This window comes from Kitasatospora sp. NPDC029312, from assembly GCF_055569215.1.
On sequence record NZ_JBVHXY010000001.1, the window covers coordinates 231,703 to 255,439 of the forward strand.

At 74.2% G+C, this 23,737-nt stretch carries 23 protein-coding genes and 1 pseudogene; 13 read left to right on the forward strand and 11 right to left on the reverse strand.

The genetic code is table 11. The features are described 5' to 3' along the window. Positions 1-11: 11 nt before the first annotated feature. The 6 genes from ACZ4WV_RS01030 to ACZ4WV_RS01055 form a co-directional block, all read right to left on the reverse strand. The gene (locus ACZ4WV_RS01030) at positions 12-386 is read right to left on the reverse strand and encodes a DUF1304 domain-containing protein (RefSeq protein WP_465741449.1); all 375 of its coding nucleotides are present in this window, start codon (positions 384-386) and stop codon (positions 12-14) included. A gap of 39 nt (positions 387-425) precedes the next feature. Further along, positions 426-1,436, reverse strand: a complete 1,011-nt coding sequence (locus ACZ4WV_RS01035; RefSeq protein ID WP_465741451.1) for a serine/threonine-protein kinase — start codon at positions 1,434-1,436, stop codon at positions 426-428. Further along, a complete protein-coding gene (locus ACZ4WV_RS01040) occupies positions 1,433-1,993 on the reverse strand; it encodes a hypothetical protein (RefSeq protein WP_465741453.1) in 561 nt (186 codons plus the stop codon). Before ACZ4WV_RS01040 ends, ACZ4WV_RS01035 begins: the two co-directional genes overlap by 4 nt. Before the next feature lie 181 nt (positions 1,994-2,174). Then, positions 2,175-4,598, reverse strand: coding sequence for an ABC transporter ATP-binding protein/permease (locus tag ACZ4WV_RS01045; protein WP_465741455.1), 2,424 nt, complete (start codon positions 4,596-4,598; stop codon positions 2,175-2,177). A 210-nt stretch (positions 4,599-4,808) separates the two neighbouring features. Further along, positions 4,809-5,546 (reverse strand): hypothetical protein, encoded by a 738-nt coding sequence (locus tag ACZ4WV_RS01050; protein WP_465741457.1) that lies wholly within the window; start codon positions 5,544-5,546, stop codon positions 4,809-4,811. After that, positions 5,543-6,175: an RNA polymerase sigma factor gene (locus ACZ4WV_RS01055; protein ID WP_465741459.1), complete on the reverse strand. Its 633-nt coding sequence runs from the start codon at positions 6,173-6,175 to the stop codon at positions 5,543-5,545. Before ACZ4WV_RS01055 ends, ACZ4WV_RS01050 begins: the two co-directional genes overlap by 4 nt. 293 nt (positions 6,176-6,468) lie before the next feature. Between ACZ4WV_RS01055 and ACZ4WV_RS01060 the strand changes: the two genes are divergently transcribed. From ACZ4WV_RS01060 to ACZ4WV_RS01085, 6 genes are all read left to right on the forward strand, one after another. Continuing rightward, the gene (locus ACZ4WV_RS01060) at positions 6,469-7,272 is read left to right on the forward strand and encodes an SAM-dependent methyltransferase (RefSeq protein WP_465741461.1); all 804 of its coding nucleotides are present in this window, start codon (positions 6,469-6,471) and stop codon (positions 7,270-7,272) included. Between the two features lie 150 nt (positions 7,273-7,422). After that, entirely contained in the window at positions 7,423-8,346 is a 924-nt protein-coding gene (gene bla / locus ACZ4WV_RS01065; protein WP_465741463.1) for a class A beta-lactamase, read from the forward strand. Positions 8,347-8,567: 221 nt separating this feature from the next. Beyond that, complete coding sequence (locus ACZ4WV_RS01070) at positions 8,568-9,458, forward strand: DMT family transporter (RefSeq protein ID WP_465741465.1); 891 nt, start codon at positions 8,568-8,570, stop codon at positions 9,456-9,458. Between the two features lie 78 nt (positions 9,459-9,536). Continuing rightward, entirely contained in the window at positions 9,537-10,325 is a 789-nt protein-coding gene (locus ACZ4WV_RS01075) for an SDR family NAD(P)-dependent oxidoreductase (protein ID WP_465741467.1), read from the forward strand. Beyond that, positions 10,322-11,137 carry a polysaccharide deacetylase family protein gene (locus tag ACZ4WV_RS01080; RefSeq protein ID WP_465741469.1) on the forward strand — a complete coding sequence of 272 codons (816 nt, stop codon included), beginning with the start codon at positions 10,322-10,324 and terminating at the stop codon, positions 11,135-11,137. Before ACZ4WV_RS01075 ends, ACZ4WV_RS01080 begins: the two co-directional genes overlap by 4 nt. Then, complete coding sequence (locus ACZ4WV_RS01085) at positions 11,130-11,339, forward strand: hypothetical protein (RefSeq protein ID WP_465741471.1); 210 nt, start codon at positions 11,130-11,132, stop codon at positions 11,337-11,339. Before ACZ4WV_RS01080 ends, ACZ4WV_RS01085 begins: the two co-directional genes overlap by 8 nt. A 38-nt stretch (positions 11,340-11,377) precedes the next feature. On the opposite strand, the gene ACZ4WV_RS01090 is transcribed toward ACZ4WV_RS01085, so the two are convergent. From ACZ4WV_RS01090 to ACZ4WV_RS01100, 3 genes are read right to left on the reverse strand one after another with little or no spacing between them, the layout of a single operon-like run. Then, positions 11,378-12,457, reverse strand: a complete 1,080-nt coding sequence (locus ACZ4WV_RS01090; protein ID WP_465741473.1) for an MGDG synthase family glycosyltransferase — start codon at positions 12,455-12,457, stop codon at positions 11,378-11,380. 14 nt (positions 12,458-12,471) lie between these two features. After that, the gene (locus ACZ4WV_RS01095; protein ID WP_465741475.1) at positions 12,472-13,416 is read right to left on the reverse strand and encodes an NAD-dependent epimerase/dehydratase family protein; all 945 of its coding nucleotides are present in this window, start codon (positions 13,414-13,416) and stop codon (positions 12,472-12,474) included. A gap of 22 nt (positions 13,417-13,438) precedes the next feature. Continuing rightward, entirely contained in the window at positions 13,439-14,563 is a 1,125-nt protein-coding gene (locus ACZ4WV_RS01100) for a DegT/DnrJ/EryC1/StrS family aminotransferase (RefSeq protein ID WP_465741477.1), read from the reverse strand. A 381-nt stretch (positions 14,564-14,944) separates the two neighbouring features. Here ACZ4WV_RS01100 and ACZ4WV_RS01105 point away from each other — a divergent pair. From ACZ4WV_RS01105 to ACZ4WV_RS01135, 7 genes and pseudogenes are all read left to right on the forward strand, one after another. Next, positions 14,945-15,145 (forward strand): annotated as a pseudogene (locus tag ACZ4WV_RS01105) (response regulator transcription factor); the annotation flags it as partial. A gap of 178 nt (positions 15,146-15,323) precedes the next feature. After that, positions 15,324-15,977: a hypothetical protein gene (locus ACZ4WV_RS01110; protein WP_465741478.1), complete on the forward strand. Its 654-nt coding sequence runs from the start codon at positions 15,324-15,326 to the stop codon at positions 15,975-15,977. Between the two features lie 267 nt (positions 15,978-16,244). After that, positions 16,245-16,592, forward strand: a complete 348-nt coding sequence (locus tag ACZ4WV_RS01115; RefSeq protein ID WP_465741479.1) for a PRC-barrel domain-containing protein — start codon at positions 16,245-16,247, stop codon at positions 16,590-16,592. 399 nt (positions 16,593-16,991) lie between these two features. Further along, positions 16,992-18,428 (forward strand): endonuclease/exonuclease/phosphatase family protein, encoded by a 1,437-nt coding sequence (locus ACZ4WV_RS01120; RefSeq protein ID WP_465741480.1) that lies wholly within the window; start codon positions 16,992-16,994, stop codon positions 18,426-18,428. A 14-nt stretch (positions 18,429-18,442) separates the two neighbouring features. Beyond that, a complete protein-coding gene (locus ACZ4WV_RS01125; RefSeq protein WP_465741481.1) occupies positions 18,443-20,422 on the forward strand; it encodes a phosphocholine-specific phospholipase C in 1,980 nt (659 codons plus the stop codon). Between the two features lie 104 nt (positions 20,423-20,526). Further along, positions 20,527-21,000 carry a VOC family protein gene (locus tag ACZ4WV_RS01130; RefSeq protein ID WP_465741482.1) on the forward strand — a complete coding sequence of 158 codons (474 nt, stop codon included), beginning with the start codon at positions 20,527-20,529 and terminating at the stop codon, positions 20,998-21,000. 4 nt (positions 21,001-21,004) lie between these two features. Continuing rightward, on the forward strand, positions 21,005-21,454 hold the full coding sequence (locus tag ACZ4WV_RS01135; RefSeq protein WP_465741484.1) for an SRPBCC domain-containing protein: 450 nt from the start codon (positions 21,005-21,007) through the stop codon (positions 21,452-21,454). Between the two features lie 40 nt (positions 21,455-21,494). On the opposite strand, the gene ACZ4WV_RS01140 is transcribed toward ACZ4WV_RS01135, so the two are convergent. Both ACZ4WV_RS01140 and ACZ4WV_RS01145 read right to left on the reverse strand, forming a co-directional pair. Next, positions 21,495-22,760: an FUSC family protein gene (locus ACZ4WV_RS01140; RefSeq protein ID WP_465741486.1), complete on the reverse strand. Its 1,266-nt coding sequence runs from the start codon at positions 22,758-22,760 to the stop codon at positions 21,495-21,497. 160 nt (positions 22,761-22,920) lie between these two features. Then, complete coding sequence (locus tag ACZ4WV_RS01145) at positions 22,921-23,673, reverse strand: polyprenol monophosphomannose synthase (protein ID WP_465741488.1); 753 nt, start codon at positions 23,671-23,673, stop codon at positions 22,921-22,923. Positions 23,674-23,737 lie beyond the last annotated feature (64 nt).

The following is a 23,737-nucleotide window of genomic DNA, read 5'->3' on the forward strand; positions in this document are numbered from 1 at the left end:
GCCGGGGCGGGTCACACCGCCTCGGCGATCAGGATGACCGCGGCGGGGAGCGCCTGGCCGAGGGCGCCGCGCCACAGCTTCGGCTCCGAGGCGAACAGGGTGAGCCCGCCGGCCACCATGAACGCGGCGATGTAGACGATCACCGCCCGCCCCGAGCCGGCGTGCCCGGTGTGCAGCAGCACCAGGCCGGCGACCAGCCCGAGCGCCAGGAACAGGTTGTAGAAGCCGACGTTGAAGCGCCACAGCCGGACCTCCGGGGCGTCCGCGGTGCTGCCGGTCAGCAGGTAGCGCACCCGCGGATGCCCGTACAGGTAGCTCTCCAGCGGCCACACCACCAGATGGATAGCAGCGGCGAGCATCGCGAAGACCTGGCTCACGGCGTTCATCGTCAGGGGCTCCCTCTCGGTGGCGGTACGGCCGGCGGCTCAGTCCCGGGGCGCCGGGTGGATGACCGGTTCGGCCCAGCCGGGCGGTTCGGGCACCGGAACGGCGCCCCGGTCGACCGCCGGGACGACCGCCGGGACGACCTGGGTCGGCGGCCCGGCCCCGGCCCACGGCGCGGGGACGGCGGACGCCCGCAGCTCGGCGACGAACTGCAGGCAGTCGGCGTACCGCTCGTCGGGCGCCTTGGCGAGGGACCGGGCGACCACGGCCTCGACCGCCGGCGAGAGGTCCGGCCGGTGCTCGCGCAGCACGGGCGGCGGGTCGTTGAGGTGCGCCCAGAGCAGGGCGAGGTCACTCTCCCGGCGGAACGGCGGGGTGCCGGCGAGCATCTCGAAGACCACGCAGCCGAGGCCGTACTGGTCGCAGCGCCCGTCCAGCGGCCTGCCGGAGATCTGCTCGGGTGCCGCGTAGTCCAGCGTCCCCACGATCTGCCCGACGCTGGTCAGGCCGCTGAGCGACAGCGACTTCTTGGTGAGGCCGAAGTCCGCCAGGTACAGGTGCTCGGGGTGCTCGCTGTCCGTCCCGGCGGCGACCAGCACGTTGCCGGGCTTGACGTCCCGGTGCACCAGGCCGCGGCCGTGCGCCGCGTCCAGCGCGGAGGCGATCTGCAGCGCCAGCCGGGCGGCTCGGTCGACGGGGAGCGGGCCGTCCCGGTTCATCAGCGTGCGCAGGTCGCCGCCCTCGACGTAGCGCATCGCGAGGTAGAGGATGCCCTCGTGCTCGCCCGCCTCGAACACCGGGATGATGTGCGGGTGGTCGATCGCCGCGGCCGCCTCGGACTCGTGCATGAAGCGCCGCCGGAACACCTCGTTGCGGGCCAGCTCGGGGGCCAGCAGCTTGACCGCGACGGTCCGGCCCAGCCGCAGGTCCTTGGCCCGGTAGACCACGGCCATCCCGCCGCGCCCGATCTCGCTCTCCAGCCGGTAGCCCGCGACCTTGCGCCCGACCAGTCCGGCGGGCAGGGCGGCTGCGGTGCTCCGGGAGGCGGTCACGGGTGACCGGTCCGGGTGGGTGCGTACGCGCTGTGCGCCGGGGCCGGCGAGGGAGCGGCGGCCGGTCGGGGGCTCGGCCGGTCGGTGGCGGCGTACGTCTGCAGTTGCAGTCCGTCGCAGTAGCACCAGCGGTCGTGCACGGGGTCGAACACCCAGAGCGCCTCGCCGTCCGCCACCAGGCCGAGCCGCAGGCCGCGGGTCCGCTCCCGGAAGGACTCCAGGTCCAGGCCACCCGCCGCGAGGTCCTCCAGCAGGGCGCGGTAGCGGGTCAGGGCCGTCTCCGCGTCGGCGAGTGCCGGGCGGGGGTCGGCCGTCCGGGCGGGCGGGGCGCCGGCCGCGGGCGGCGGCTGCGGGAGGGCGACCAGCAGGCGGGCGTCCACCCAGGTCGTCCAGCCGTTCGAGCAGAGCACCTGGGCCCAGTCGCCCTGGCCGGCGATCAGCCGCAGCGGGAGCAGCGGATCCAGCCGGGCGGAGGGCCGTGCCGGGTCCGGGGCCGCCCAGGTCGCCATCCCGGTCGGCGGGGCGACGTGGGTGGGGCGGAACGCGAACTCGTCCATGGGCGGCTCTTCCTCCGCCGCGCGAACCCGGCCGCCGGGCGGCCGGACCCCCCGCCGTGCGCGGCACGACAGCACAGGTCGATTTCCACTCTACCGGCGGGTGCCGGGCGCCACCCGGCGCGCTTCCCGCCGCCGGCCCGCTTCCGTGCGCCGTCACTTCCGCACGACGGCGGGCTCGTGGCTACTTCCGCATGACGGAGGGCTCGTGGCGCCGCAGCAGGAACAGCACCAGCAGGCCGTAGACGGCCGAGAGCGCGGGCAGCAGCGCGACGTCCAGCAGCCAGCCGGCCCGCTCGTGGCGGAACAGCGGGTCCGCGGTGAGCGGGGTCGGGAAGGAGAGCGCCCGCAGGTCGACGGTGCGGGCCATCGCCGACAGACCCCAGCGGGACGGCACCAGCCAGGCGATCTGTTCCAGGCCGGGCACGCCGTGCAGCTTGAGCATCAGGCCGCTGAAGACGATCTGCACCACGGAGAGCAGCACCAGCAGCGGCATGGTGGCCTCCTCCTTGGCCACCATCGCCGAGACCACCAGCCCCAGCATCATCGCCGAGAAGGCGAGCAGGCCGACCGCGACGATCAGCTCCGGCAGTTGGGGCATCACCACCCCGCTGGTCACCGCCGGCGGCGCGCCGGGCGGCAGCCTCGGCTCGATCCGCACCCCCGCCAGACCGACGACGGTGAGCACCGCCGCCTGACCGACCGTGATCGCGCCCAGCACCACCACCTTGGAGACCAGGTAGGCCGATCTGGACAGGCCCACCACCCGCTCCCGCCGGTAGATCGCCCGCTCCTTGACCAATTCCCGCACCGAGTTCGCCGAGCCGGTCAGCAGGCCGCCGATGCACAGCGTGAGCAGGCAGTTGACGGCGTTGTCCTGGCTCACCCGGGTGCCCGCGATCACCCGGCACATCAGGCCGATGATGAAGGGCAGCGCGATCATCACGGAGAGGAACAGCCGGTCGGCGGCGAGCACGGCGGTGTACCGGCGCACCAGGGTGCCGAGTTGGGAGAACCAGCCCTGCGGCTTCTCCGGTCCGATCCCCGGCTCGGCCCGTTCGTGGTCCGGCGGGGCGGGTGCGGGCAGCTGCGCCGCGGGCACGGCCTCCGCGGCGACGTAGCGCGCGTACAGCGGGGAGGCCCGGAAGCGCTGCTGCCAGGCGGCGTGGTCCTCGTTCTCGAAGGCCTCGAAGGCCTCCGGCCACTCCTGGAAGCCGAAGAACCCGAGCGCCTCGCCCGGCGGGCCGTAGTACGCGGTGCGGCCGCCTGGGGCCAGCACCAGCAGGCGGTCGCAGACGCTGAGGCTCAGCACGCTGTGCGTCACCACGACGACCGTCCGCCCGTCGTCGGCCAGCCCGCGCAGCATCTGCATCACCGAGCGCTCCATGCCCGGGTCCAGGCCCGAGGTCGGCTCGTCCAGGAACAGCAGCGACGGCTTGGTGAGCAGTTCCAGCGCCACGCTGACCCGCTTGCGCTGGCCTCCGGAGAGGCTGGCGATCACCTGGTCGGCCCGGTTCTCCAGCCCCAGCTCGCGGATCACCTCGAGCACCCGGGCCTGCCGCTCGTGCTCGGCGGTGTCGCCGGGGAAGCGCAGCTCCGCGGCGTAGGACAGGGCGCGGCGGACGGTCAGCTGGGTGTGCAGGATGTCGTCCTGCGGCACCAGGCCGATCCTGCGGCGAAGCTCGGCGTAGTCGCGGTAGAGGTCCCGGCCGTCGTAGAGCACGGTGCCCTGGTCGGCGGGGCGCAGCCCGGTGAGCGCGTTGAGCAGGGTGGACTTGCCCGCGCCGCTCGGTCCGGCCACCGCGAGCAGCGCCTTCTCGCCGAGCGGGAAGCTGACGTCGTCCAGCAGCACCCGGTGGTCGGGGCCGACCCGGACGACCAGGTGCTGGACGTCCAGCGAGATCTCGCCGGTGTCGGTGTACTCGACCAGCCGGCCGTCGGCCAGGCAGAGCGCCGAGTGGCCGATGCCGACGACGTCGGCCGGGCCGACCGGCGCGCGCTTGACCGGCGCGCCGTTGAGATAGGTGCCGTTGTGGCTGTCCAGGTCGACGATCTCCTGGCTGCCGTCCGGCAGTTCGCGCAGTTCGGCGTGGTAGCGGGAGACCACCAGGTCGCCCAGGACGAGGTCGTTGTCCTGGGCGCGGCCGATCCGCACGGTGTGGCCCGGCAGCGGGAGGACGGCGCTCGGGCTGCGGAAGACGGCGGAGGACTGCGGGGCGAGCAGCACGGTGCGATCGCCCGGGCGGGCCGCGGGGCCGGCACCTGGGCCGGCACCGGGGGTTTGCCCGGGAAGCCCGGCGAAGGTGGCGGAGGGGCCGGTGGCCGGATCGCCGAACCGCAGCCGGGTGCCGGGGCCGACGTCCTCGCGGACGATCCGGTGGCCCTGGTCGTACGTGCCGTTGGTGCTGCCGACGTCCTCGAGCAGCCAGTGGCCGTCGTCGGCGCGCAGTACCGCGTGGTGCCAGGAGACCCGGGGGTCGTCCAGGACGATCTCGCTGGTCGGGTCGCGGCCGAGGTGGTAGGCCCGGGTCGGGTCGATGAGCCGGGAGTCGTGGTCGGTGACCAGCACGAGGGGCGGCGCGGTGGGCGCGCCTGAGCGCTCTCCCATGGTGCGTAGTCTATCGCCGCCCGGGGCGAACGGCCTTGTCAGGACGTGGGATTGGACTGGACCACTGCGGAGCTGTGCCGGTGTTCTCGGACCCGCCCCGCGGGCCGGGTGGCGAGCCGATCGCCCGGAGCCGGCCTCTGCCCCCCTCCCCGGGCCGGTCTCCCCGCGTCAGTCACCTGGACGAGCGAGTGCGGGTGATCGCGAGCGGTCTCACCCCGAGGATTCCCCGCGCCGCTCGGCGAGCCCCCACACCGGCTCCCAGGAGCAGGCCGAGGTCGCCCCCGAGGTGAGCCCCCAGGGGCTCGGCACCTCCTCCTCGTCCTCGCCCTCACCGGCCTGCAGCGGCAGTCGGTCGATCACGGCGACCAGCGCGGGCGGCAGCTGCGGTGCCAGACCACGGTGTACCCGGGAGAGGATGTCGCGCCGCACGTCCTCCGGCAGCAGCGGCCTGGTCATCAGCAACGGCCGGGGCCCTCGCGGGCGTTCGGCCGTCGACAACTGCTCCGACCAGGCCCGCCAGTAGTCCGCGTCGTCGGTCTCGCCGAGTTTGAGGTGGTGCAGGTGCAGGCAGTACGCGGCCGTCCCGCTGCCCGAGCCGGCGGCGAACCGCCACCAGAACTCCGCGCCGTCCTCCTTGCCGGTGGCGTACAGCAGCGCGCCGAACACCTCCGCCCCCTCGGGCTGGATCCGGCGCGCGTTGACCAGCAGGTCCAGCCCCCGGGAGGCGCACGGCGCGCCGAGCACCAGGGCGACCACCAGGCCGAGTTCGAAGGAGGCCTGCTCGTGCTCGGAGGGCAGGTGCGCCGGGGCTGCCGTCAGCCGGGCCTGCCGCAGGGCCGCGATCCGCTCGGCGTTGGCGCGTTTCGGCCGGGGCACGCGGAAGACCGCGCGCCCCCCGCCGGTGGTGAACGCCCCGTCCGGGGCCCGGTCCTGGCGGCCGGCAGTCACAGTCCGCCTCCACCGTCCGGCAGTTCGCGCACACCGAGGCGGCGCGCCAGTCGTTCCCGGGCGTGCCGGAGATTGGAGTGCACCGTCGCCACCGGCCGCCCCAGGTAGGCCGCGATCACCTTGGCGTGCAGGCCCAGCAGGTACCGCAGGATCACCACGTCCCGCTGTCGGTCCGGCAGTTCGAGGATCGCCGCGTACAGTCGCACCTCGTCCGCCTCGCTGCGCAGCAGGCCGCTGGCCACCTGCTTGAACGCGCCGATCACGGCGGCGAAGGTGACCGCCTCCACCTCCACCGGCTCCTCGGCGGCGACCCAGTCCGCGACGTGCCGGGTGACCAACCGCCAGGCGTACGCGGCCGGTTCCTCGAATCGCAGCACCTGCGGCCAGCAGCGGGCCAGGTCGGTTTTGACCGCCTCGACCACCAGCGCCGCGTCGCCCCGGCTGCCTATCCGGGTCAACGCGAGGGCGTGCCAGGCCGGTTGGTGCGTCTCGCAGAAGGCGGCGTAGGTCAGGTCCAGGCGCAGACCGGCCTCCACCGTGGCCGGCTGCTCCGGCCACGCCGCGTCGGCGTGGTCCACCGCCGCCCCTCCCCGGTACGCGTGCACGGGGGCACCCCTGTCGGTCGTCATCGAGCCTGCTTTCCGTGGCCGCCGGCTGCTCACCGCGCCACCCGAGGGTCGGGCTGTCTGCGCCCATCCTCATTCCATCAGGCCTGTCACTCCAGGCTGCAAAGTGAATACAGATTGTCATCTCATGCGATATGGCCACGGGTTCGGCAGGGGTTCGGCAGGGGTTCGGCAGGGGGTCGACCAGGGATTCGGCCGTGGGGGGAACGGCTGTTCGCGCCGCCGGAGGAGACGATTGGCCCCCGGCCGTGCTGGGCAGCAATCGGGCGTTGTCCGCCATGCCGAGGGAGCGCGCGATGAGTCTCTACGACGGGGTCGACCTGCGGTTGAACGTGCCGCACTCGGCCCGGATGTACGATTACTACCTCGGCGGCTTCACCAACTTCGCCGCGGACCGCGAGGCCGCCGGCCACGTCCTGGCGGCCGCGCCGTGGGTGCGCCACGCGGCCCGCGCCAACCGCGCCTTCATGCGGCGCTCGACCCGTGTCCTCGCGCAGGCCGGAATCGACCAGTTCCTCGACATCGGCACCGGCATCCCCACCTCGCCCAACCTGCACGAGATCGCCCAGGGCATCGAGCCGCGCGCCCGGGTCGTCTACGCCGACAACGACCCGATCGTCCTGACCCACGCCCAGGCCCTGCTGACCGGCACCCCCGAGGGCCGCACCGCGTACATCGAGGCGGACGTCACCGACCCCGCCGGCCTGCTCGACGCCCCCGGGCTGCGGAACACCATCGACCTCGGCCGCCCGGTCGCGCTCTCCCTCAACGCGCTGCTCCACTTCGTCCCCGACGCCCGCGGCGCGTACGAGCTGGTCGAGCACCTCAAGTCCGTCCTCGCCCCGGGCAGCGCCCTGGTGATGACCCACCTCACCGCGGAGTTCGCCCCCGCTGAGATCGGCCGGGTGATCGGTGTCTACGAGGCGGGCGGCACCGCCCTGCAGGCCCGCGACCGGGCGGAGTTCGCCCGCTTCTTCGACGGCTGGACCCTGCTCGCCCCGGGCGTCGTCCCCACTCCGCAGTGGCGACCCACGCCCGGCGAACCGTCCGTGTCGGCCTCGGACGCCTCCGCGTACGCGGGCGTGGCACTGCGGCCCTGAATCCGTCCGGCGGACGCCCCTCCTGCCTCCCTCCCGCTTCCGCCCTGTTCCCCGGCCGCGGATGAGTTGCTGACGAACCGTTCGGGCGGCCGTCGCGTCCTGTCGATCAAGGGCGCGGCGGAAGCCGCGTGATTCGGACAGAGGGGAACCATGAACGCGAAGCCTTCGGAATCCCGGCACAGCCGCCGCTCCGTCCTGGCCCTCGGCGTGGGCGCCGCGGCCGTCGCGGTCGCGGCGTCGACCGGCGGAACGGCCCACGCCGCAGGTGCGGACGACACCCACCGCTCGCTCACCGAGCTCGAACAGCAGCACTCCGCCCGGCTCGGCGTCTACGGCCGCAACCTCGCCACCGGCCGGACGGTCCGTCACCGGGCGGACGAGCTCTTCCCGATCTGTTCGGTGTTCAAGACCCTCGCCGTCGGCGCGGTGCTGCGGAACCTCGACCGCGACGGCGGGTTCCTCGCCAAGCGCATCCACTACACCGAGGCCGACATCACCCGTGCCAAGGGCTCGCCCGTCACCGGCCTGCCCGAAAACCGGGCCGCCGGCATGACCGTCGGAGAACTCTGCGCAGCCGCCATCGACCACAGCGACAACACCGCCGGCAACCTGCTCCTGCGTGAACTCGGCGGCCCGACCGCCGTCACCCGCTTCTGCCGCTCGATCGGCGACCGGATCACCCGGCTGGACCGCTGGGAGCCCGAACTCAACACCGCCGAGCCGGACCGGATTACCGACACCACCACCCCGCAGGCCATCGCCCGGACCTACCGCCGGCTGGCCCTCGGCCACGCCCTGCCGCCCCGGCAGCGCGAACACCTGCTGACCTGGCTGCGCGGCAACACGACGAGCGTCCGCCGCTTCCGCGCAGGCCTGCCGCAGGACTGGACCCTCGCCGACAAGACCGGCACCGGCAGCTACGGCACCACCAACGACGTCGGCATCGCCTGGACCCCGGCCGGCGACCCGGTGGTCCTGGCCGTCCTGACCACCAAGCCGTCCGATCCGACCGCCCAGATGGACGAACCGCTGGTCGCCAGGACCGCCGCGCTGCTGGCCGCCGCGCTCGGCTGATCCACGCCGCCGTCGCGCCGCCCGCCCGCCCGCCCGTCGGGCGGCGCGACGGCGCACGCGGTCACGGCGTGGGCGGGCCGGCCGACCGACCCCGCCCGCACCGGCCCGCCGTACCCGGCCCCGTCAAGCCGGGTACGGCGGCCCGCCCCACCCGTGCGCCTCCGCCACCCCTGGGCCCAGACTGGTGGTTGACCGATGCTGCCGGCCAGGCTGGGAGAGGCATGCTGCTGGGACTCACCACCGCGTTGGTCGCCACCGTCTGCTTCGGCTTCGGGGCGGTGGCCCAGGCGCGCGGGGCGCGGTCGGCGCCGCGGGCGGACCGGGTGCGGGCGGGGCTGCTGGCCGCGCTGCTGCGGTCCTGGCCGTTCATCCTCGGCACCCTCCTCGACATCCTCGGCTTCGTGCTGAGCATCGTCGCCCTGCGCAGCCTCCCGCTCTTCCTCGTCCAGGCTGTGACCAACGCCAGCCTGGCCGTCACCGCGGTGGCCGCCGTCTGGCTGCTGGGTGCCCGGCTGCGCCGGGGCGACCTCGCCGGCATCCTCGCCGTGGTCGCCGGCCTCACCCTGCTGGCCCTCGGCTCCGGCGAGGAGGGCCGTGAGTACGCCCCGGCGGCCTTCCACTGGGCGCTGCTCGCCACCACCGCCGTGATGCTGCTCGCCACCCTCGTCCTGGCCCGCCGGGGCGGCACCGCGGCGGCGGCCGGGCTCGGGCTGCTGGCGGGAGTGGGCTTCGGGATCACCAGTCTGGCCGTGCGCGTCCTGGACGCTTCCGGCGGCCTGGTCGGCGTTCTCACCGATCCCGCCGCCTACGCGCTGGCCGTCGGCGGGCTCGGCGGCTACCTCGCGTACGCCCTGGCCCTGCAGCGCGGCACGGTGACGGCCGCGACCGCCGCCGGAACGGTGGCCGAGACCTTCGGCCCGGCCCTGGTCGGGGTGCTGTCGCTGGGCGACGCCGCGCGCCCGGGCTACACCTGGTGCGCGTTGACGGGCTTCGCCGTCGCGGTGGGCGGAACGTTCCTGCTCTCCCGTTTCGGCGAACTGGAGGGTGAGTCCGCGGAGCCGGCCACCCGACCGGCGGACGCCGGGACACAGCCGGTCGTACCACCCCGGTAGCCCGGACGGCTCCGCCGTGCGAAGGTGACTTGCCGGACAAAACGGACGGCGGATCGCCTAGGGAGCGGCAGGTACGCAATGGCGGAGGAAGCCCAGACCGGAACCCGACGGCCGGGGTCGACCGGCCGGCCCATCGCGCTGATCACCGGCGCCTCCTCCGGCATCGGACTCGCCACCGCCACCCGCCTGGCCGCCGCCGGCTGGCAGACCCTGCTCTCCGGCACCGACCGCGCCCGCCTCGACGAGCTCGCCGAGCGCACCGGCGGGTGCGCCCTGCCCGAGGACCTCGGCAAACCCGATGGACCCGCCCGCCTCGCCGAGGCCGCGCTCGCCGAGGCCGGCCGGGTGGACGCGCTGATCGCCAGCGCCGGCCTCGGCTGGCGCGGGCCCTTCGCCGAGACGCCCTCCGACACCCTGGACCGGATGATCGAGGTCAACTTCGCCGCCCCGCTGCGGCTGGTCCGCCACCTGCTGCCCGGCATGCTGGAGCGCCGCCACGGCCGGATCGTGCTGCTCGGCTCGATGGCCGGACAGGTCGGCGTGCGCGACGAGTCGGGCTACGCGGCCACCAAGGGCGGGCTGGCGATGTTCGCCGAGAGCCTCTGGTACGAGCTGCGCGGCACCGGGGTCGGCGTGCGCCTGGTGCTGCCCGGGGCGGTGGACACCCCGTTCTTCGACCGGCGCGGCACCCCGTACCAGCGCGCGCGGCCGCGCCCCGTCCCGGCGGAGCGGGTTGCCGAGACCGTGATCGCCACCCTCACCACCGAGCGCGACCGCCTCTACGTCCCGCACTGGCTGGGCTTCCCGGCCCGGGTCCACGGCCTCGCGCCCGGTGTGTTCCGGCGGATGGCCTCCCGCTTCGGATGAGCGCCCGGGCGGCCGCGGTCCTGGCCGCCGCGGCGGGCGCGCAGCTGCTGCACCTCGCCCCGGCGGCGGTCCGCCTCCCCCCGGTGCGCCGCACCGTCGCCTGCCGCACCGCCGGGTACGGCACCGACCCGCGCCACCTCGCGCTGACCTTCGACGACGGACCGGACCCGCGCAGCACTCCGTACGTCCTCGACGCGCTGGACGAACTCGGCGTCCGCGCCACCTTCTTCCTGCTCGGCGCGATGCTGGACCGCGCCCCCGCGCTCGGCCGCGAACTGGTGCTGCGCGGCCACGAGGTCGCCGTGCACGGCTGGCACCACCGGCAGCAGTGGTACCCCGCGCCGGGCCGCGACCTGCGCGAACTGCGCCGCGCCACCGAGGCGGTGACCGGACTGTGCGGCGCCCGCCCGGTCTGGTACCGCCCGCCGTACGGCGTGCTGACCGCCGGCCCGGCCCTGGCCGCCCGCCGTCTCGGCCTGCGCAGCGTGCTGTGGACGGCCTGGGGCCGCGACTGGACGGCCGAGGCCACCGGCGACTCCGTCTACGCCACCGCCCGCCCCGGACTCACCGGCGGAGCGACGCTGCTGCTGCACGACTCCGACTGCACCTCCGCCCCCGGCTCCTGGCGCGCCACCCTCGCCGCCCTCCCGCTCATCGCCGCCCACTGCCACGCCCACGCCCTCACCCTCGGACCGCTGCGGGACCACGCCGTCCCGCCCATTGCCTCCCGCCCGGGCGGCTTGGGACGATCGGTACGCCGCGCCCACCGCAGGGGCGGGCGCGCCGACGACGGGGGAGACGACCATGCCTGACATAACCGGCGGACTGGCCCACGCGATCGCGGCCACCGGCATCGCGGCCGCGGCGCTGACCGGGGTGACGGCGGCCGCCGACGGGAGCGGCCCGTCGGCCGGGGTGAGCGTGAGTGCCCAGGACGGCCCGAAGTACTTCACCACCGCCGCGCGGCCGGACGACGGCGCGCTGGCCGCCCCGGGCACCCAGCGCCCGCAGTAGGGAACCGGGGGCCCGCGGTAGGGAGCGGTAGCGAACCGCTACCCGAGCCCCGCCCGCTCCAGCGCCGCCCCGAAACCCTTGCACCACGCCTCCGGCGTGGCCCCGGCCGACGGCCGGGGCTCCGGCCGTCCCAGCGCGGCGAGCGCGTTGCGGACCACCTCGGCCGGACGGGGGGAGACGACGTCGGCGTGGCCGAGCTCCAGCTCGTGCTGGAGGTTGTCCCGCCCGTGGCCCTGGACGACATCGAGCAGCAGCAGCCGCCGCCCGAGCGCCCGGGCCTCGCTGCAGGTGTCACCGGAGCTGGTGACCACCAGGTCCGCCGCCGCCATCAACGTGGGGATCCGGTCGGTGTAGCCGAACGGGTGCAGCCGGGGCCGCCGGCGCGCGGCCGCCCGCAGCCGCCGTTCCAGCTCCCCGTTGCGCCCCGCCACCGCGAGCACGTGCGGCCCAGCGGCGGCGAGCGAGGCCGCGGTGCGGGCGATCGGCCCGAGGCCCCAGGAGCCGGACATCAGCAGCACGCAGTCCGCGTCCGGCGGCACGCCCAGCTCGGCGCGGGCCCCGGCCCGGTCGGGCGGCCGGTAGAACGGCCGGCGCAGCGGCGCGGGCACCACGAGGATCTCCGCGTCCGGCCGGTAGCGGCGCACCGCGCAGGCGGCGACCTCGGAGGTGACCAGGAACAGGTCGGTACCCTGCTGCACCCAGAGCCGGTGCGGCGTCACGTCCGTGCAGAACACGAAGTGCCGGAAGCCCCGGTCACGCAGTTCGTTGACCGCCGACGTGGCGGTCGCGAACACCGAGACCACCAGCTGGGGGCGCTGCGCGGCGATCAGCTCCCGCAGCGCCGGGACGAGCCGGGCGCGGGCCGCCGCGTCGGCGAGAAGTGCGAGCCGCGCGCCGGGGCGCAGCGCGGAGAAGTGGAAGGCGTCGTAGACCCCGGGCAGGTCGAGCAGGCGGCGGAAGACGGCCTCCCCGACGGCGCCCGAGCGTTGTCCGAGCAGGGCCATCGCGTCCACCGTGCGGGTGGTCCAGCCGCGTTCCCGCAGGGTGTCCGCACAGGCCTGGGCCATCACGTCGTGGCCCTGGCCGAGCGAGCCGGAGACCAGCAGGGCGTGCGGCATCGGGACGGCTCCGGTCAGCCGGCGGCGGGCGTGGCGGCGGAGGTGCGGTACCAGTCGGCGTACCGGCGCACGCCGTCGGCGAAGTTGGTCCGGGGGGACCAGCCGAGCAGCCGCTTCGCCTGGGCGGAGGAGATCCGCCGTCCGGCGTAGTCGGCCTTGCGGCCGTCGATGTGCTCGATGGTGACCGGCCCCAGCAACTGGTCGACGGTGTCGGCGATGTCGCGCACCGAGACGGCCGTCGAACCCTCCAGGGCGAAGGTCTGGTCCTCGGCGGCGGGGGAGAGGGCCCGGACGTGGGCGTCGGCGAGGTCCTCGACGTAGACGAAGTTGCGGCTCTGCCGGCCGTCCCCGGCGATGGTGATCGGCCGTCCGGCCAGCGCCGCCTGCACGAACCGGGCGACCACCAGCTCGTCGCGCATCCTCGGCCCGTAGGGGATGCCGTAGCGCAGGATGGTGAAGTGCTGCCCGTACAGCTCGCGGTAGCTGTGCACGAGCATCTCGGCGGCGAGCTTGGTGGCCACGTAGAGGTGCCCGCTGTGCTCCAGATCGATCGGCACGTGCTCGTCCAACTCCTGTTCGCCGCTGTCGAGTTGATCGTCGGCGAGGGCGGCGCCGTAGACCCACACGGTGCTCGCCAGGACGGTGCGGCTCAGGCCGCTGCGCCGGGCGGCCTCCAGGACGGCCTCGGTGCCGTCGATGTTGACGCGCACGGCCCGGACGGGGTCGGCGCAGACCTGCTCGACGTCGGCCATCGCGGCGAGGTGGTAGACCACCTCGCTGCCGGCCAGCGCGGAGGTCAGCGCCGGAAGGTCGAGGACGTCGATCCGGGCGTGCTCGGCGTCCGGGTTGAGGTACTGGTCGGTGGTGTCGACGGCGAGGACCTCGTGGCCGGCCGCGATCAGGTGGTCCACGACGTGTGAGCCGATGAACCCGCAGCCACCGGTGACGGCAATCCGCACGGTCTTGCTCCCTTCGCTCCGGCTACCCGGCCATCCGCCGGTGCACCGCCGAGACGGCCTCGATCACCAGCTCCGCCTCGTCCTCGGTCATGTCGGAGTGCACCGGCAGGCAGACCTGCCGGGCGCAGACGTCCTCGGCCACCGGCAGGGGGCCGCTCCGGTACGGGGCGAACACCGGCTGCAGGTGCAGCGGCAGGTCGTACACCTCGCCGGACAGCCGCACTCCGTACTCCTCGGCCACCGCCCGCTTGAACTCGGCGCGGTCGACACCGGGCGCCAGCAGTGCCACGTACTTGTAGTAGTTGCCGCGGCAGCCGGGTGGTTCGAGCACCGGCTCCAGCCCGTCCACGGCGGACAGCGCCGCGTCGTAGCGGCGGGCGACGGCGCGGCGGGTCTCGATGAACTCCTTGAGCCGGCGCAGGTGCACCGCGCCGATGGCGGCGTGCGGCTCGCTCATCCGCCAGGAGTAGCCGAGCCGGACGTGGTGGTTGGCGCCGAAGGAGCCCTTGCCCTGGTCGCGGTAGATCCGGGCCTCGTCCCGCAGCTCCGGCGACTCGGTCAGGATCATCCCGCCCTCGCCGCTGGTGGTGACCTTGGTCGGGTAGAAGGAGAAGGCCCCGGCCAGGCCGAAGGTGCCTGCGGCGCGGCCGTCGTGGCTGCTGCCGTGGGCGTGCGCGGCGTCCTCGATCAGCGGGACGCCGCGCTGGTCGCAGAGCGCGCGCAGGGCGTCCACCCGCGGGGTGACCAGCCCGCCGATGTGGACGAGGACGACGGCCGCGGTGTCCGGGGTGAGGGCCGCCGCCAGCGTCTCCGGGGAGAGCGCGAGGGTGGCCGGGTCGACGTCGGCGAAGACCGGGCGGCCGCCCGCGTGCACCACCGCGCCGGCCGTGGCGTAGAAGGTGACGGCGGGGACGACCACGTCGCGGCCCCGGACGTCGACCGTGCGCAGGATCACCTCCAGCGCCGCCGTGCCGCTGCTCATCGCGACGGCGTGCGAGGCGCCGTGCTCGGCGGCGAAGGCCTGCTCGAAGCGCTCGGTCCACGGGCCCAGGGTGAGCGCGCCGGTGGTGAGCATCTCGGTCACCGCGTCGGCCACGGCCGCGCGGTCGTTCTCGTCGAACACGATGCGGGCGGCTGGAACGCCCATGTGGCACCTCCGGCGGCGGGCTGGGGTCAGCACCGATCGGGACGGATCCTCCCGAACCGTACGGAAACGGTCGGGCCAGGCACATCACGCTACTGCGCCCGGACGGCACCGGCCCGTCGTCGCCGCCCGGGCGGGTGACCCGCGTCTACTCCCGCCGCAGACCACCGGCCCGTCCCGGCCGCCTCCGGAAGGAGTTCCGGCTGCTCCCGGCGCAGGGCGCGCGCTCCTCCGTACGGGGGAGGGCCGTACTGCGTCCGCAGTACGCAAACGGCCTGCGCTGAGACGACGACGGAGCGGGGGGCCGCGATCGAGGATTGGTCATGCTGCGTGCGGACCAGGTCCGCCCGGGTGCCGGGGGTTTCCTCGGCAAGGGGGGCTGACCCGAAGGAGCTGCTCGCCGCGGTGCGGACCGCCCGCGAGCGCGAGGTGATGTCCATGGCTACCACCGGGCTCACCAACGAGAAGATCGCCGAGCGGATGTTCGTCAGCCCTTTCACCGTCCGCACCCATGTGCACCGGGCGATGGCCAAGCTCGACGCCCGCGACCGGGCCCCACTGGTCGCCATCGCCTACCAGGCCGGGCCGCCCGGCCGCCCGGCCTGGCGGCCACTCGGCCCGCACGCCGGCGAACGGCCGGACTCACCGACTGAAGGACCGTCAAAGTACGGACCGGTCAGGCGTCCCAGGGTTCGGCCTGTTCGAAACGGCCTCCGAACTGATGTGTCAGCGAGTAGTCTGCCGGTGACTCAGAATGAGGAGGATGTTCGTGGAAACCAAGGACACGGCCGGCGAGGTGCGGATTCTCCAGCCGTTGCCCGGGCGTACGGAGGACGGGGCGCAGGCGTTCGAGCTGCGGCTCGCGCGACTGCTCCTCCTGCTGGGAGTCGAGGCCGCGCCGGGTTCGGACTACCCGGGCGTGGCCCGGTGGGAGGTCCACAAGGCGCTCGCCGGGCGCTCCGAGCTGCCCGAGGAGTACTTCGAGGCGCTGATGGAGGCGGCGGTCCACGACCCCAACCCGAGCTTCAACCGCCGCTTCGTGGAGCCCGCCATGGTGGCCTTCGGCCAGCGCCGGGTCCGTCAGGCCCTGCTCGAGTACCTGCGGACGGGCACCGACCCGGAGCGCGCCGGTGCCGCCCGCGCCTGGTACTGGACGGCCCTGTCGGTCACCGGCGGCCGCAACGCGACCGCGGACGAGGGCGCGACCGTCCGGGACGCCTGGAACGCCGCCGCGCTGCGGGAATTCGTCACCAACGAGGACCTCGACGTCCGCCGCTGCATCCTTCCCGGGCTGCCGCTGGTGGCGCGGGCCTACCCGACGGAGCTGCACCCCCTGGTCGAGACGGCCGTCTCGATCGCCCGGTCACACCCCGACGAGTACATCCGGCACCGCGCCGAGATCCAGACCGGCCTGTGAGCTGACGGCCCGACCTCAACCCACCCGGTCCGCCTGGCCCCGCCTGCCCCGCCCCGCCCCGTCCGGACTCCGGCGGGGCGGGGCCCGGACGGGGGTGAGGTCCCCGCCGCCCTCCACCGGCCCGGCCGACCGCCGCCCCGAGGTGCGGGTGACCCCGGATGTCCCTTTCGCCGCGCCACCGGGCCCGTCCCGGCGCAGGATGGAAGCTCCCGGCTGTGAAGCCGGCGGTAGTCGCGACACGGGAGGTTCGAGGCCGTGGGGATCGCTATGGCAGACATCCGAGAGTGGCGCGGCCACCACGTGGTCGACGAGAAGGGCCACCGCATCGGCACGCTGGAATCGGTCTACGTCGAGACGTCCACCGACGAGCCGTTCTTCGCCACCGTGACGGTCGGGGTGATGGGCCGCCGTCGCCTGGCCTTCGTCCCGTTGGAGGGAGCGGTGGCCGGCCCGGACTACCTGCGGGTGGCGTACCCGAAGAACAAGGTCAGGCAGGCCCCCGCGATCGGCACCGACGACATCCTGCCGGCCACCGACGAGCCCGAGGTCTTCGCCTACTACGAAGTGCCGTACGCGCCCGGTACCGCGGGCGAGCGCCGCCTGGCCCGCCGCTGAGCCCGCCCAGCAGCGAGCGACCACCCGGCCGCGCCGGCGCTCGACCCGGCGCCTGACCTGGCCTCGGCCCGGCGCCTGACCCGGCCTCGGCCCGGCGCCGGGCCGGTCCTGAACCAGGGCAAAACCGACAGACCCCGAAGGGCCGCGACGAATCGTCCGTCGCGGCCCTTCCGCACGTGCCGGTGTCCTGACGGCGGCTCCGCCACGGTGTTCCCGTACCGCCCGATGCTCCGTCACGCGGCGTTCACGTCCCGGTCGCTGGTCTTCGGATGAATGAGGGCCGCCCCAGTTGTACAGCCAACTACGGGGCATTCTCCCTCCCAGCCTCCGTGACCAGCCGCGCGCGGCCCCGGAATCCGTCCCCCGGCGGACCGGGCCCCGGCGGCGGACAGGACAACCGTGGCCGCAGGCAGCGCCCTGACCCTGACCTCATCCAGCAGCCCCGCCGAAGGCGACCGGCTCAGTTTCCACTGGACCACCGACGCCCCCGACGCCAAGAACTGGGTCGGCATCTACGACGGCAGCCGCCGGCCCGGCACCGGCTCCTCGCTGCTGTGGAAGTACACCCCCGGCACCTCCGGCGACGTCCAGCTCGACACCTCCGCGCTGACCGGCGGCCCGTACACCGCCTACCTGCTCGCCAAGGACGGTTACGGCATCCTGGCCCAGACCGCCCCGTTCAGCTTCCACCCCAAGCCTGCGGTCGTCCGCCCGCACGCGGCCGTCGACTCCTTCACCGCCACCCCCGTCGCCCCGGGTGCGGCCGTGCGGATCAAGCTGGGCGGCCTCTGGTCCCGCCCGGTCGGCAACGCCCCGGGCTCCGCGAGCTACCGCAAGGTCGGCGGCGCGGCCTGGGCGTCCGTCGCCGCCGACGGCACGCTCACCGGCACCGCCCCCGCCACCCCGGGCAGGAACCCCGAGGTGGTCGTGGTCGGCGTCAAGGACAGCACCGGCGCCACCGACACCCTCACCGTCCTCGTCCCCGTCGCGGACCCGGCCGCCCCGCCCCGGCTCAAGGCCGCCAGCTGGAACCTGCACGACGCGGGCGCCGCCTACGGCGACGCGCTGGAGAAGCAGCTGCGCGTCGTGCTCGCCCAGGGCCTGGACGTGATCGCGCTGCAGGAGACGGCCGGCGAGCGGGCCAGGACGCTGGCCGACGCGCTCGGCTGGTACGCCCACCAGAGCCCTGGCAGCGTCGGCATCCTCAGCCGCTACCCGCTGACCGACCTCACCCCGGCCACCGCCGACCTGCCCGCCGTCGCCGCCACCGTCCAGCTGCCCGGCGGCCGCAACCTCCGCTTCTGGGCCGCGCACCTCGACGAGACGGGCTACGGGCCGTACGCCGTGCAGGACGGCGGCACCGCCGCCCAGGTCGTGGCCGCCGAGAACGCCTCGGCGCGCCTGAAGCAGGCCAAGGCGATGGCCGACGCGGTGCGCGCGGACCTGGCCCGGCACCTTCCGGTGGTGGTGGGCGGCGCGCTCTCCTCGCCCTCCCACCTGGACTGGACGGCCGCCACCGCCGCCGCGCACAACGGCCTCGGCGCCCTCAACTGGCCGGTCACCGCGGCCCTGCAGGCCGCCGGGCTGACGGACAGCTTCCGCGAGGAGAACCGCGATCCGGTCAAGCACCCCGGCAGCACCTGGTCGCCCACCCGCAAGCGGCGCGGTGACCGGCCCGAGCCGCAGGACCGCATCGACTACGTCCAGTACGCCGGCCCGCTGAAGCTGGTCGAGGCGCACACCCTGGTCGCCGACTGGCCGCAGGCCGAGCCGAACTCCGCGGCCAACGAGTGGCCCTCCGACACCGCCGCCGCCGTCGCCACCTTCCAGCTCTGAGAGGCCAGTTCGTGATGCCCGAGCTCTCCCGCCGCACCTTCGTCGGCGCCACCGCGGCCGTCGGCGCCACCGCCCTGACCGGCCTGTCCGCCGGCCAGGCCGCGGCCGCCCCCGCCGACCGCACCGCCCTCACCGGGACCATCAAGGACGTCAAGCACGTCGTCGTCCTGATGCAGGAGAACCGCAGCTTCGACCACTACTTCGGCACGCTGAGCGGCGTACGCGGCTTCGGTGACAAGCAGGCGCTCCAGTTCCCGGACGGCACCGACGTGTTCCGCCAGCCCGACAGCCGCCGCAGCGACGGCGGGGTGATGCTGCCGTACCGGATGGACACCGCCAAGTACAACGCGCAGAACGCCGGCGGCCTCGCCCACGACTGGGCGACCGGCCACCAGGCCATCAACAACGGCGCGATGAACAAGTGGATCGCCGCCAAGGGCGAGCGCACCATGGGCTACTTCACCCGGGACGACATCCCCTACCAGTACGCCCTGGCCGACGCGTTCACCCTCTGCGACGCCTACTTCACCTCGCTGGCCGGCCCCACCGACCCCAACCGGCTCTACCTGTGGACCGGCACCGCCGGCCCCGGCCGCGACGGCACCACCGGCCCCTGGATCGACAACACCCCGGTCACCGACAACCCCGTCGCCGACTGGACCACCTACGCCGAGCGCCTGGAGGCGGCCGGCGTCAGCTGGCGGGTCTACCACAACCCGAGCAAGGACGACCGCACCGGCGACTACGACGACAACGCCCTCTCCTACTTCAAGCAGTTCCACGCCTTCCCGCACGACGACCCGCGGTACGTCAACGCGATGACCAAGTTCGACCCGAGCGACTTCGACCGCCACTGCAAGGACGGCACCCTGCCGACCGTCTCGTGGCTGGTCGCGCCCTACCTGTTCTCCGAGCACCCGGAAGCCGGTCCGGCCTACGGCGCGCACTGGGTCGACCAGGCGCTGCAGTCGCTGATGGCCAACCCGGAGGTCTGGCAGCACACCGTCTTCCTGGTCATGTACGACGAGAACGACGGCTACTTCGACCACATGGTCCCGCCCACCCCCGAGCCGGGCACCCCCGAGGAGTTCGCCCAGGGGCGCGCCATCGGCCTCGGCAACCGCGTGCCGCTCTGGGTGGTCTCCCCCTGGTCGCGCGGCGGTTGGGTCGACTCCCAGGTGTTCGACCACACTTCGGTGCTGCGCTTCATGGAGCTGGTCACCGGTGTCGCCGAGCCCAACATCTCGGCCTGGCGGCGGGCCGTCTGCGGCGACCTCACCAGCTGCTTCGACTTCGCGGCGCCGGACCACTCGCTGCCCAGGCTGCCGGACACCAACGCCCTGATGGCCAAGGCCGACGCGGGCGCCAAGCTGCCCGGTGTCGCCCTCCCTGCCGTCGGCACCCAGTCGATGCCCGTCCAGGAGCGCGGCGAGCGCCCGCACCGCCCGCTGCCCTACCAGCCGTGGGCCGACGTCTCGGTGGACCGGGTGACCGGAAAGGTCACCTGCGTCATGAGCAACGACGGCTCGGTGGCCTTCCCGTACACCGTCTACCCGAACATCCTGCTCCCGTTCGCGGGCACCCCGTACACCGTCGCCCCCGGCGCCTGTGCCACGTACGTCTGGGACGCGGCCGCCACCAATGGCCGTTACGACTTCACCGTGCACGGCCCGGACGGCTTCGTGCGCCGCTTCGCCGGCACGGTGGTGCGGGACGGACAGGACGGGCAGAACGACGTCTGCGTCCCGATCGTCACCGCCGACCTGCACGCCGACCTGAAGCTGACCCTCCGGGTGGCCAACGACGGCATGACCGACGTGGGCTTCACCGCCGCGCCCAACGACTTCGCGGGCACCGCGCGCACCGTCTGGGTCAAGCCCGGCCAGCAGGTCGACCTGGCCTGGCCGCTGGACGCGCAGGGCCGCTACGACGTCGTCGTCACCGCCCACACCGGCGGGCGCTTCGTGCAGCGCTACGCGGGCTGGGCGCACTGACCCAGGACCCGGCCGGCCCGGTCGGCGCGGCCGGGGGCGCCGATCCGGTGACCCCCGGCCGTGGCTGGCCCGCCGTGACGGAGCCCGCCGTTACCGTCGGGCGCATGCAGAAAATCACCACCTTCCTCTGGTTCGACGACCAGGCCGAAGAGGCCGCCGTCTTCTACACCTCGCTGTTCCCCGACTCCCGGATCACCAGGGTCACCCGCTACGGCGAGGCCGGCCCCGGCGCGGCCGGTTCGGTGATGACCGTCGACTTCGAACTCGCCGGCCGCGAGTACACGGCCCTCAACGGCGGCCCCGAGTTCACGTTCACCGAGGCCGTCTCGCTCCAGGTGGAGTGCGAGGACCAGCAGGAGGTCGACGAACTCTGGGCCAAGCTCACCGCCGACGGCGGCCAGGAGGGTCCGTGCGGCTGGCTCAAGGACCGCTACGGCCTCTCCTGGCAGATCACCCCGCGCATCCTGCTCGACCTGATCGCCGACACCGACCGGGCCAAGGCCGACCGCGTGATGGCGACCATGCTGCGGATGGGGAAGATCGAGATCGAGCCGCTGCTCGACGCGGCCGAGGGCTGACGCCGTGACCGCCTTCGCGCACCGCGGCATCGTCTACCTGCGCGCCGATCCCGAACGCGTCTGGCACGCGCTCACCAACGCCGACGAGTCCGGCCTCTACTGGGGCCACCGCAACGTCTCCACCTGGCTGCCCGGCGCGCCCTGGGAGCACCAGCGCGCCGACGACTCCGGCATCGCCGACGTGATCGGCATCGTCGAGGTCGCCGAGCGACCGCGCCACCTGGTCACCAGCTGGGCAGGGCCGGAGGAGCGCCGACCGGGTGGGCCGTCGAGGGTCAGCTTCCAGCTCGAGCGCTGGCAGGACCTCACCCGGCTCACCGTCACCCATGAGAACCTCGCGGACGAGACGGAGCGGGCGGACGCCGAACGGGGCTGGGCGGCGGTGCTGTCCAACCTCAAGACCTACCTGGAGACCGGCCACCCGCTGCCGCAGCAGCCCTGGCTGATGCCCTGACGCCCTAATCCCCTACTGCCGTGCCGGCGCGCGGGCGGGATCAGCGCCCGGCCGTCGCCGCCGGGCGCTCCGCCGCCCCGGGCGCCCGGCGGCCGGGCCCCCGCTCCCCCCGGACGAAGCGGCGCAGCCCGGCGAGCCGGGAGAACCGCTCCCGGTTCGCCACCGACGCCCGGTCGAGCTCCTCCATCAGCCGCCGGCTGCGGTGCTCCAGGTCCAGTTCGTCCAGGATCCGGTCCACCTCGGCCAGCATCGAGCCGTGCAGCTGCCAGGCCTCCGGGTGCTCCTGCACCTGGCGCAGCAGCAGCTGGGCGACGTTCTCCCGGCACGACCAGGCCGCGGCCAGTTCGGCGGTCAGCCGCTCCTCGGCCTCCTCGGCGTTGCGGCTGACCTGGGTGGTGATCAGCACCGCGAAGCCGACCATGGCGCCGCCGACGTGTTCCAGCAGCTCCTCCAGCGCGACCGCGACCTCCGGCGAGAAGAGCCGTTCCCCGGGCCCGCGCCGTTTGGCGAGGTCGGTGAGCGAGCGGGCCAGCACCCGGATCACCACCACACAGATCTCCAGCGTGTCCAGCCCGGTGCGCAGCACCAGCCGGGAGAGCAGGCCCTCACTGATCCGGGGGTTGAACCGCAGGCTGTCCTCGGCCTGGCGCAGCGCCGCGTCGACTTCGGCGATCGCGTGGTCGAGCCGGCGGGCCTCGTGAAGCCGCTCGGCGGCCCGGGACACCGGGATGGGGCGGCCCAGCTCCTCGGCGATGTCCACGAGCAGGTGCCGGGCCCGGCGGGCGAGGTCCTCGATCGACTCGCCGGCGGTGTCCACCCAGACCGGCGGGGCGAAGAGCAGGTTGAACAGCAGGCCGACGGCCGCGCCGATCATCGTCTCGAGCACCCGGTCCCAGGCCTGGGAGGCCAGCTTGGTCACGCCCAGGATCAGCATCGCGCTGATCGCCACCTCCTGGACGAACTCCTCGACCCGGACGAACCGGCCGATCACCAGGGAGGCGAGGATGATCATCCCGAGGCTCCACCAGGAGAGCCCGACCACGGCGCTGAAGCCGATCGCGATCAGGACGCCGACCACCACCGAGTTGACCCGGCGGATGCTGGTCTTGAGCGTCGAGTAGACGGTGACCTGGACCACCAGCAGGGCGGTCAGCGGCGCCGTCAGCGGCGCGGGCTCGCTGCTGAGCCGGGTCGCCACCGCGTAGGCGAGGGTGGCGGCCACCGTCGCCCGCACGGTCTGCACGACGAAGGGCTCTCGGGCGGCACGGCGGGCCAGGGTCGTGAAGGACTCCGGGGAAAAGACCATGACGGCCTTCTTTCCCCGCAGTCGCGGCTGACACCGCCACCCGGCCGGGTTGCTACCCGAATGACCACGTCGGAGGGGCCGGCTGCGCCGCGCGCGGCGGTCCCGTGCGGTCCCGCGCGGTGGTCCCGTGCGGCGGTCCCGCGCGCAGCCGCAGGGGGCGTCAGTCCAGCCCGGCGGGTTCGCCGTCGCGGTTGAAGCGCAGCTTCCACGGCGCCAGCGCGGACTCGACCTGCACCCCGATGCTCATCTTGGAGGCGCCCACGATCCGCTCCTCGAAGCGGATCGGCACCTCGCTGATGGTCAGCCCGCGCTGGATCACCCGGTAGTTCATCTCGACCTGGAACGAGTAGCCGTTGCTCTGGACGGTCGGCAGGTCGATGGCCCGCAGGGTGCTGGCCCGCCAGGCCTTGAACCCGGCGGTGGCGTCCCGCACGCCCAGGCCGAGGATCGTGTTGACGTAGAAGTTGGCCCAGGCGGAGAGCGCCTTGCGGTGCCAGGGCCACTCCGCGGCGGTCGAGCCGCCGGGAACGTAGCGGGAGCCGAGCACCACGGCGGTGTCGTCGGCGAGCAGGGCCCGCACCATCGCCGGTATCGCGGAGGCCGGGTGCGAGAGGTCGGCGTCCATCTGGACCACGACGTCGGCGCCCTCGTCCAGGGCGCGCGCCATGCCGGCCAGGTAGGCGCGGCCGAGGCCGTCCTTCTCGGTGCGGTGCAGGACGCCGACGGTGCCGCCGGAGTCGGCGGCGAGCTTGTCGGCGATCTCGCCGGTGCCGTCGGGGGAGTTGTCGTCGACCACCAGCAGGTGCAGGTTCGGCACCGGGAGTTCCGCGAGGAGCCCGGCGAGGACCGGAAGGTTCTCCCGCTCGTTGTACGTGGGGACGACGACAACGACCTTCGGGGAGGCCTCGACCATGTTCTGTTTCCCTCGTGCCCTTGCCGGCCGGCATCCGCGCCACACCGGTCGGTTTGTCCTGGAC

What these genes read in the sequence shown, in the direction of transcription:
- ACZ4WV_RS01115 (WP_465741479.1), top strand. Translation starts at nt 16,245, where the DNA reads ATGGCAGACATCCGAGAGTGGCGCGGCCACCACGTGGTCGACGAGAAG.
- ACZ4WV_RS01080 (WP_465741469.1), top strand. Translation starts at nt 10,322, where the DNA reads ATGAGCGCCCGGGCGGCCGCGGTCCTGGCCGCCGCGGCGGGCGCGCAG.
- ACZ4WV_RS01060 (WP_465741461.1), top strand. Translation starts at nt 6,469, where the DNA reads ATGAGTCTCTACGACGGGGTCGACCTGCGGTTGAACGTGCCGCACTCG.
- ACZ4WV_RS01075 (WP_465741467.1), top strand. Translation starts at nt 9,537, where the DNA reads ATGGCGGAGGAAGCCCAGACCGGAACCCGACGGCCGGGGTCGACCGGC.
- ACZ4WV_RS01145 (WP_465741488.1), bottom strand. Translation starts at nt 23,673, where the DNA reads ATGGTCGAGGCCTCCCCGAAGGTCGTTGTCGTCGTCCCCACGTACAAC.
- ACZ4WV_RS01040 (WP_465741453.1), bottom strand. Translation starts at nt 1,993, where the DNA reads ATGGACGAGTTCGCGTTCCGCCCCACCCACGTCGCCCCGCCGACCGGG.
- bla (WP_465741463.1), top strand. Translation starts at nt 7,423, where the DNA reads ATGAACGCGAAGCCTTCGGAATCCCGGCACAGCCGCCGCTCCGTCCTG.
- ACZ4WV_RS01045 (WP_465741455.1), bottom strand. Translation starts at nt 4,598, where the DNA reads ATGGGAGAGCGCTCAGGCGCGCCCACCGCGCCGCCCCTCGTGCTGGTC.
- ACZ4WV_RS01085 (WP_465741471.1), top strand. Translation starts at nt 11,130, where the DNA reads ATGCCTGACATAACCGGCGGACTGGCCCACGCGATCGCGGCCACCGGC.
- ACZ4WV_RS01130 (WP_465741482.1), top strand. Translation starts at nt 20,527, where the DNA reads ATGCAGAAAATCACCACCTTCCTCTGGTTCGACGACCAGGCCGAAGAG.
- ACZ4WV_RS01140 (WP_465741486.1), bottom strand. Translation starts at nt 22,760, where the DNA reads ATGGTCTTTTCCCCGGAGTCCTTCACGACCCTGGCCCGCCGTGCCGCC.
- ACZ4WV_RS01100 (WP_465741477.1), bottom strand. Translation starts at nt 14,563, where the DNA reads ATGGGCGTTCCAGCCGCCCGCATCGTGTTCGACGAGAACGACCGCGCG.
- ACZ4WV_RS01070 (WP_465741465.1), top strand. Translation starts at nt 8,568, where the DNA reads ATGCTGCTGGGACTCACCACCGCGTTGGTCGCCACCGTCTGCTTCGGC.
- ACZ4WV_RS01055 (WP_465741459.1), bottom strand. Translation starts at nt 6,175, where the DNA reads ATGACGACCGACAGGGGTGCCCCCGTGCACGCGTACCGGGGAGGGGCG.
- ACZ4WV_RS01030 (WP_465741449.1), bottom strand. Translation starts at nt 386, where the DNA reads ATGAACGCCGTGAGCCAGGTCTTCGCGATGCTCGCCGCTGCTATCCAT.
- ACZ4WV_RS01125 (WP_465741481.1), top strand. Translation starts at nt 18,443, where the DNA reads ATGCCCGAGCTCTCCCGCCGCACCTTCGTCGGCGCCACCGCGGCCGTC.
- ACZ4WV_RS01090 (WP_465741473.1), bottom strand. Translation starts at nt 12,457, where the DNA reads ATGCCGCACGCCCTGCTGGTCTCCGGCTCGCTCGGCCAGGGCCACGAC.
- ACZ4WV_RS01110 (WP_465741478.1), top strand. Translation starts at nt 15,324, where the DNA reads ATGTTCGTGGAAACCAAGGACACGGCCGGCGAGGTGCGGATTCTCCAG.